The organism is Haloferax sp. s1 (assembly GCF_058382125.1).
This window is the reverse complement of the sequence record NZ_JBZRPK010000536.1, coordinates 1-6,836: the sequence shown is the minus strand read 5'-3', so window position 1 is coordinate 6,836 and position 6,836 is coordinate 1. Positions and strand designations below refer to the sequence as shown.

General features: G+C 62.5%; 8 protein-coding genes and 1 pseudogene. 4 read left to right on the top strand and 5 right to left on the bottom strand.

What is annotated here, in order from left to right; all coding sequences use genetic code 11:
* A pseudogene (locus QT222_RS09275) lies at positions 1-374 on the bottom strand (2,3-bisphosphoglycerate-independent phosphoglycerate mutase); the annotation flags it as partial.
* A gap of 240 nt (positions 375-614) precedes the next feature.
* Here QT222_RS09275 and QT222_RS09270 point away from each other — a divergent pair.
* Together QT222_RS09270 and QT222_RS09265 are read left to right on the top strand one after the other, a co-directional pair.
* Positions 615-1,298 (top strand): DUF1405 domain-containing protein, encoded by a 684-nt coding sequence (locus tag QT222_RS09270; protein WP_004059981.1) that lies wholly within the window; start codon positions 615-617, stop codon positions 1,296-1,298.
* A 65-nt stretch (positions 1,299-1,363) separates the two neighbouring features.
* The gene (locus tag QT222_RS09265) at positions 1,364-2,017 is read left to right on the top strand and encodes an ArsR family transcriptional regulator (RefSeq protein WP_491476995.1); all 654 of its coding nucleotides are present in this window, start codon (positions 1,364-1,366) and stop codon (positions 2,015-2,017) included.
* A 10-nt stretch (positions 2,018-2,027) separates the two neighbouring features.
* Here the strand turns inward: QT222_RS09265 and QT222_RS09260 are convergent, their stop codons facing one another.
* Complete coding sequence (locus tag QT222_RS09260) at positions 2,028-2,519, bottom strand: DUF8526 domain-containing protein (protein WP_004059979.1); 492 nt, start codon at positions 2,517-2,519, stop codon at positions 2,028-2,030.
* A gap of 94 nt (positions 2,520-2,613) precedes the next feature.
* Complete coding sequence (locus QT222_RS09255) at positions 2,614-2,823, bottom strand: PLDc N-terminal domain-containing protein (protein WP_491476994.1); 210 nt, start codon at positions 2,821-2,823, stop codon at positions 2,614-2,616.
* Between the two features lie 240 nt (positions 2,824-3,063).
* Here QT222_RS09255 and gatD point away from each other — a divergent pair, with 240 nt between their 5' ends.
* Positions 3,064-4,311 (top strand): Glu-tRNA(Gln) amidotransferase subunit GatD, encoded by a 1,248-nt coding sequence (gene gatD / locus QT222_RS09250; protein WP_004059977.1) that lies wholly within the window; start codon positions 3,064-3,066, stop codon positions 4,309-4,311.
* 4 nt (positions 4,312-4,315) lie between these two features.
* Positions 4,316-5,224, top strand: a complete 909-nt coding sequence (locus tag QT222_RS09245) for a GNAT family N-acetyltransferase (RefSeq protein WP_491476993.1) — start codon at positions 4,316-4,318, stop codon at positions 5,222-5,224.
* Between the two features lie 21 nt (positions 5,225-5,245).
* On the opposite strand, the gene QT222_RS09240 is transcribed toward QT222_RS09245, so the two are convergent.
* A complete protein-coding gene (locus QT222_RS09240; RefSeq protein WP_491476992.1) occupies positions 5,246-6,271 on the bottom strand; it encodes a PAS domain-containing protein in 1,026 nt (341 codons plus the stop codon).
* Positions 6,272-6,399: 128 nt separating this feature from the next.
* A partial coding sequence (locus QT222_RS09235) for a glutamine amidotransferase-related protein (protein WP_491476991.1) occupies positions 6,400-6,836 on the bottom strand: 437 nt, incomplete at its 5' end.

Below are 6,836 nucleotides of genomic sequence, written 5' to 3'. Positions count from 1 at the left end.
TGTTCCTGGTCTGAGTGGACGCCGCCGTCGGAGACGAGTCCCATGAGGTGGACGCGGCCGCCGGTCTCTTCGACGTGGTCGTAAGCCGCCGTGATAGCCTCGTTTTCGTAGAACGAACCGTCTTCGATGCTGTCGCCGATGCGGGTGTACGCCTGCTTGACGACACGGCCCGCCCCGATGTTGAGGTGGCCGACTTCGCTGTTGCCCATCTGGCCGTCAGGCAGGCCGACGCGTCGGCCGTCGACGACGAGCGTCCCGAAGGCACCGGTGTCGCGGTAGCGGTCGAAGTTCGGCGTGTCCGCCGCTTTGACCGCGTCGCGGTGGTCGTGGTCGCCGAGACCCCAGCCATCGAGGATAATGAGGGCTGCGTTCATGCTCGGAGGTTCGACACCCCGGGGTAATTGTCCTTTGTTCTCGGCAGTGGGTGAGAGATTGTCGCGTACTGAGTCGCTGCTTGCGTCCTACTGCGTCGCTGCTTGCGTACCCCTCACCATCGTCCTCGTCGTCACCATCTCAATCCTATCGACCACCACAACCACCACTATCGCCATCTCAATCCCATCAACCACCATCTCCCGACGGCCTTTTCTTTCACCGCTGCGTCCGAATCGGCGATGCGCCTGCGAGACTTCGACCTCGACGCGGCCGTCGACGAGTGGGTCGAGTACTACCTCGGAAACGGACCCAGCCTCGTCGTCTTTCTCGTTCTCAACGCCTCTGCGTTCCTCGTTGGGGTGAGTTTCTACGTCCACTCGGACCCTTCCCTCGCCGACCTGCCGACCTTCTTCTACCCGCTTTTCGGCGACTCGCCCGCGGCCCTCGCGTTGATGACGCTCTCGGCCGCGACGCTTCTTCCGAACCTCGGCCGTCGCGTGGCTGACGCCCCCGTGAACCGTCCGCTCGCGTACCTCCATACCCTCGCATTCGTCTGGTTGCTCAAGTACGGCATCTGGACGGTCGTCGCGCTCAATCTCCGACCCGACCTCTACGTCGGCTTTTCGGGGGCCGCACTCTGGGACTACTGGGGTATCATGCTCACCCACGCCGGGTTCCTCGCACTCGCCTTCCTCGTCCCGCGCTACGGTGCGACCACGAAGGGGGCACTTGGGTTCGCGCTCGCGCTCGCGCTCGTGAACGATATATTCGATTACGGCTTTGGATACTACCCGCCGCTGAAGTACGAAGCAGGGCTTTTGCTCGCGGCTATCACGGTCGGGCTTTCGTTTCTCTCGGTGGTTCTTGCGGCGCGCTCGTTCGACCGCCTCTCACGTACCTCCCCGGAACGGCATAATCGCTAACCGCCCGACTGCGGTGGGTTCCACATGAGTCAGGCTTTTCCCCGCCCACAGTCTATGAGCAGATAATGGACTCCGCGGTACTGCTAGACCTACTCGGGAACGAAAACCGCCGCCGAATCCTGCGGTTGCTCTCGCACAAACCGTGCTACGTCACCGAGATTAGTGAGTACCTCGGCGTCAGCCCCAACGCCGTCATCGACCACCTTCGGAAACTGGAGGATGCGGGACTCATCGCGCCCCGAACCGACCACCAACGACGAAAGTATTTCCACATCTCGCGGAACCTCAGACTCGAAGTGAACGTCTCACCGTACGGATTCGGCGCGAAGAGTGCCTACCCGCCGAGTCCGAGCCTCGACATGGCCGGTCGGTGTCCGCACGTGTCGCTCGAACTCGAAAACACCGAGACGGACGATATCTCCGACTTGGCGCGCGAACTCGGCAAACTCGAAGAACTCGACAACGAACTCTCACTGGCACAACGGTGGATTCAGGGTCGACTCACGGAGATACTCGACCGCATCAACGACAGACTCGGCGTCGACGCCGACAGTCGGTTCTACGCGGAGATTCTCGCCTCGCTCGCAAACGGGTCACAGTCGGTTCACGGTGTCGCAAAGGACCTGAACGCGGACCCCGCGGTCGTCGACACAGCGCTTCACCACCTCGCTGAGGGCGGATTGGTCGCTCGTGACGGCGACGGTTGGCGAATCGACTGACTAAATCGACTTACAGGTCTTGTGTCAGTCCGCTCCGGAGGTCGCGTCCGAAGTAGTGGCCGACGAGCCCGGCGACCCCGCCGCTCAGTGCGCCGACGCCCGCGATAGCGATTCCGTAATCCGCGAGCAACTGCACCGCAAAGGGCGCGAATACGGAGAACAGCGTCGAGATGACGAACGCGAGACCGGCGGCGATAGCCCCCGCGAGGCCGACTTCGGCGTAGCGTCGTTTCGACCCGACGAGACCGATGAGGAACCCGACGGCGGCGATACCGGCAAAGCGGCCGAAAAACCCGATAATCGGGATTGCGCCACCGACGACGAGACCGCCGACGGAGAGGAGCAGGGCCGCGAGGAACGCGCGCGGGGAGAACAGCCCACTGAAACGACCCCCGTTACCGCCTGCTGACTGGGTTGTCGGCGTCGGTTCGTCGTCGGAGTTCAGTCCGGAGAGGATATCGTCGACGGACCGCTCAGACTCTTTTTGGTCCGACCGTTGCATGTGTGACAGGTCGTGGGCGAGGGTGATGGCTCTTGTGCTGAGCCGATTGGAAAAGTGTAGTCAGAGAGGGACGGACCGAGTTCGTATCGCTCCGTTAGGCGTTCCGGCCGAGGAGGACGTACAGCACGATTCCGAGGAGCGGGGCGAGAAAGACGACAACTGCCCAGAGGAAGGCCGGGTGGCTACTGTTCTTCCGTGCATCGCTGTACGTCCACACGACCATCCCAATCGTGACGAGGAAGATAAGAAAAAACAGTACGAGTGCACCACCGCCGCCTGACTGGAGGAATATACTGGAGAGCATACTGTGGCGAATGAGTCTCCGTATAAAATACCTTTTGAATATCATTTCAATGAAATCATAGTATTTCCATCTCCGTCCCTAAGGTCGTACCACTCCAGCAATCGTACCGAGAGACGAGCAAAGCGAGTCTCTCGGCACTTTTTGGTCCAGATTTTTGCTCCGAGCGGGTCGCGGAGCGACCCCGAGGAGGAAAAAGGTGGAATGGTGGGTTTGAAGTCTGCCCCCGCGGTATCCCGCGATATGAACGCAGGGGACCGCGTCCGCGTCACCCGCGCGGGCGTCACGAACGAAGGCGTGCTCATGCCGTCTTCCACAGAGGACCACCTCGTCGTCAAACTCGGCGGCGGCTACAACGTCGGCATCGAACGCGACGATGCAGACGTCGAGGTTCTCGAATCGGATGTCTACGACATCGAAGATGCACAGTCCGAAGGTGACGGCACCTCCGAAATCGAGTTCGACGAGGACCTGCCGACCATCTCGCTCATCTCGACCGGTGGGACCATCGCCTCCACCGTCGACTACCGGACGGGAGCCGTGACGGCGCAGTTCGACGCCGAAGACGTGCTTCGTGCCGTGCCGGACCTCGCGGGGCGCGCGAACTACCGCGGGCGCGTCGTCGCCAACATCCTCTCGGAGAACATGACGACCGACGTGTGGGTCGACCTCGCCGAGGCCATCGCGGAGGAAATCGAAGCGGGTGCCGACGGCGTCGTCGTCATGCACGGCACCGACACGATGCAGTTCTCCGCGTCGGCGATGTCGTTCATGCTCGACACGCCCGTTCCCATCGTCTTTACGGGCAGTCAGCGCTCTGCGGACCGGCCCTCTTCGGACAACGTCATGAACGCCGTCTGCGCCGTCGAGGCCGCGAAAGCCGACGCCGCCGAGGTCATGATTTGCATGCACGCCTCGGAGTCCGACGACGTGTGCGCGCTCCACGAGGGCACGCGCGTCCGCAAGAACCACACGTCCCGGCGCGATGCTTTCCAGACCATCGGCGCAAAGCCGCTCGGCAAAGTCGACTACGAGGCAGAAGAAGTCACGTTCCGCCGCGACTACACCGCACGCGACGAAGAAGACCTCGCCCTTCACGCCGACCTCGACGCGGATGTCGAACTCATGAAGTTCACGCCGGGGATGGACCCCGCGGCGCTCGACTACCTCGACGGGAAAGCGGGCCTCGTCATCGAGGGAACGGGTCTCGGCCACATCCACACCGACCTCATCCCTCGTATCGAGGAACTCATCGAGGACGGCACGGTCGTCGCCATGACCTCGCAGTGTCTCGAAGGCCGCGTCTGCGACCGCGTCTACGACACCGGCCGCGACCTGCTCGATGCCGGTGTCATCGAAGCGGGCGACACCCTCCCCGGTACGGCGAAGGTGAAACTCATGTGGGCGCTGGCGAATCTCAGTGACCCCGCGGACGCGATGGGCCGCAACCTCGAAGGGGAACTCACCGAACGGTCGGTTCCGTGGGAGTAACGTGATGGAGGTACGACCCGCACGACCGGAAGACTACGACGCGGTCGCCGCATTCACCCGCGACACGTGGGCCGACCGCGGCGGGTCGGACTACATCCCCGAAATCTACCACGAGTGGATTGCTCCCGACGACCCCGAGCAGGCGACCCTCCTCGTGGATATGGGCGACGAGACACCCTCAGACGAGATTGCGGCCATCGCGCAGGTCGTCATGCTCTCGGAGTACGAAGGCTGGGCACAGGGGATGCGCGTCGCACCCGATTACCGCGAACAGGGGATTGCGACCCACCTCACCCACGCCCTGTTCGACTGGGCGCGAGAGCAAGGCGCACGACGAGTGCGGAACATGATTCACTCGTGGAACACGCCAAGTCTCTCGAACGCCCGTAGCGTCGGGTTCGAACCCGGAACCGAGTTCCGGTGGGCGACCCCCGAACCAGATGCTGATGCGACATCCGAACTGTCCGTCAGCGACGATGCCGACGCGGCGTGGGCGTTCTGGACCGAAAACGAGATGCGAAGCGCGCTTTCCGGCCTCGGGCTCGACCCCGACGAATCGTGGGCGCTGTCGGAACTGACTCGCAACCGACTGCACGACGCCGCGGCCGACGACCGTCTGTTCGTCGTCGGCGACGACAGCGCAAGCGGCTTCACGTACCGAAACCGGACCTACTCGCGCGAACTCAAAGACGAAGGCGAAGTGCTGTGGGCCGAGTACGCCGTCGCCGCGTGGGACGACCTCGACGCCTGTCAGGCCATCATAGATGCCGTTCGACGCGATGCTGCATCCGTCGGTGCCGACCGGACGCGTGTCCTCTTCCCCGAGAGCGTCCAGTGGGTGTCCGACGCAGCGGCAACCAGAAGTGACGTTGCGGACGAACCGACGTTCGTGATGGAAGCCGACCTCTCGTAAGACAGGTCGTCGGGGTTCTTCTCACAGCCACTCCACACCGTCCACTTCGAACCGAGCACCGCCGAGTTCCGAGTCTGAAACTTCGAACGTCCAGCCGTGAAGGTCCACGATTCGCCTCGCGACCGACAGTTGCATCGACTCGTAATCGACGCCGAGCAACTGGTCCGGCTTCGTCGCTGCCCGCTCTTCCGCCGAGGGGCGCGGCCCGTCGTCATCGACGTAGAACCCGCTGTCCGTCGAGCCGACGATAATCTCAGTGGGATAGCCCGGAAACGAACTTCGCTGGACGCTGTTGGTCAGTAGTGACCCGAGGAGCAGGCCGAACAGATGACGGTCCGCCGAGAGCGTCCCGTCACCGACGATGCGAAACGACGCCTCGCGTTCCTCGTCGAGGTCGTGCCACGCCTGCATCGTGCACTCCCGAAACTCAACCGCTTCGAGTTCCAGCGAATTCGTCTGGGTGACGAGTCCGATGCTCCGTTTGACGATGGTATCGATACGCGAGAGTGCTTCCGAGAGCGCCACCGCGTCTTTTCCGTCCGCCGAAACGAGCCGTTTCGCTGCTTCGATAGCCGACGTGAGGGGTTGTCTGAGTTCCGTCGAGAGGACATTGACGAGCAACGCGAGATGTTGGTTCTTCTCGTTGACCTGCAACTCTGCGAGTCGTCTGTCGGTGATATCGAGGTGGACGACGAGAGCGAACTGGCCGTGTTTCTGTGTGTCGAACGGGACGGCGCGGAGCATGAACCACCGGAACACGGACGGAGAGTGACACGGATACTCGGCGGTGAACAGGTCTTGTTCCCCTCGGAGTATCGACCGAATACCGTCGCTGACGACACCGGCCACTTCTTCGTCCTCGCTTGCGGCATCGCACACGTCGAGATAGTTCTCACCGATGGAAGAGACATCACCGACGTAGCCGTTTGCGGCCGCAAACGTCCGCCACGACCGGTTCGTGTAGACGATATCTCCGTGCTCGTTGAGAAGAGCCACCTCCGCCGGAAGTTCGTCGAAACCGCGCTCGATGAGCGATACGTCGTCCATCACATGACAAAATAGGCCGTGAGACTGTTTGACAGTTTCTCCCACCCGAGACGGAGCGCACCGCTCCGTGGGCAACGGTCGCGTCGATTATAAATAGAAAAACGAAATCTGGCCGCAGTGAGACGGCGTTAGTCGGCGATAACTCGCCGCTTACGCCCGTTTCCCTCCGACTCCGTCATAGCGAGTACGTCGTCGAAGAAGCCGAGCGAGTCGTGGGGGCCGGGGTGGGCTTCGGGGTGGTACTGACGGGTGATGACGCTCAGTTCCTCACTTGCGAGCCCTTCGGCGGTGTCGTCGTTGACGTTGACTTGCGTCACGTCGAGGTGTTCGCCGGGGTCGGCGACGGTGTACCCGTGGTTCTGCGTCGTCATGACGACCTTTCCGGTCTGGAGGTCACGAACGGGCTGGTTCACGCCGCGATGGCCGAAGGCCATCTTCTCGGTGGTGCCACCGAGTGCGCTCGCGACGATTTGCTGACCGAGGCAGATACCCGCGAGTGGAATGTCACCGGCGAATTCCTCGACGAGTTCGCGCGTCGCCGTGTAGTTCTTCGGGTCGCCGGGGC